Source organism: Micromonospora sp. LOL_015, assembly GCF_048060275.1.
GTDB lineage: Bacteria > Actinomycetota > Actinomycetes > Mycobacteriales > Micromonosporaceae > Micromonospora_E.
The window spans coordinates 1-368 of record NZ_JBHMIO010000206.1; the positions used below are offsets into that span (position 1 = coordinate 1).

The following is a 368-nucleotide window of genomic DNA, read 5'->3' on the forward strand; positions in this document are numbered from 1 at the left end:
CCGCCCTCACCGGGCGTGCGATACCGGTCGGGTTGGACGGGCACCCCGGCGGCCACGACCTGGACCAGGTCGAACGCCGCATGATCGCCGATGCTGAGCAGCACGGTGGGGCGCAGGCCATCTGGCGTAACCGGCACTGGTGGCAAACCAGCCTGCGACCCGCCGACACCGCCGGCACGTTCGTCCGCGGCTGGGAACCACCGCACCCGAAACACTGGGGCGAGGCGATCCCCGCCCACCCTGCACCCGGTGCGCCGACCGGCCCGACCCGCCGTACTGCCTGGACTGCTACGGCACCCGCCAGGTCCGACGCGGCGCGGTGCTCACCGTCACCGACCTGCGTGGCCGGACCGTGCACCGCAACTGGC

General features: G+C 73.6%; 1 protein-coding gene. It reads left to right on the forward strand.

What is annotated here, in order from left to right:
* Positions 1-139 precede the first annotated feature (139 nt).
* Positions 140-368: hypothetical protein (locus ACFHWU_RS29505; RefSeq protein WP_416592354.1), on the forward strand; the 229-nt coding region annotated here is incomplete at its 3' end.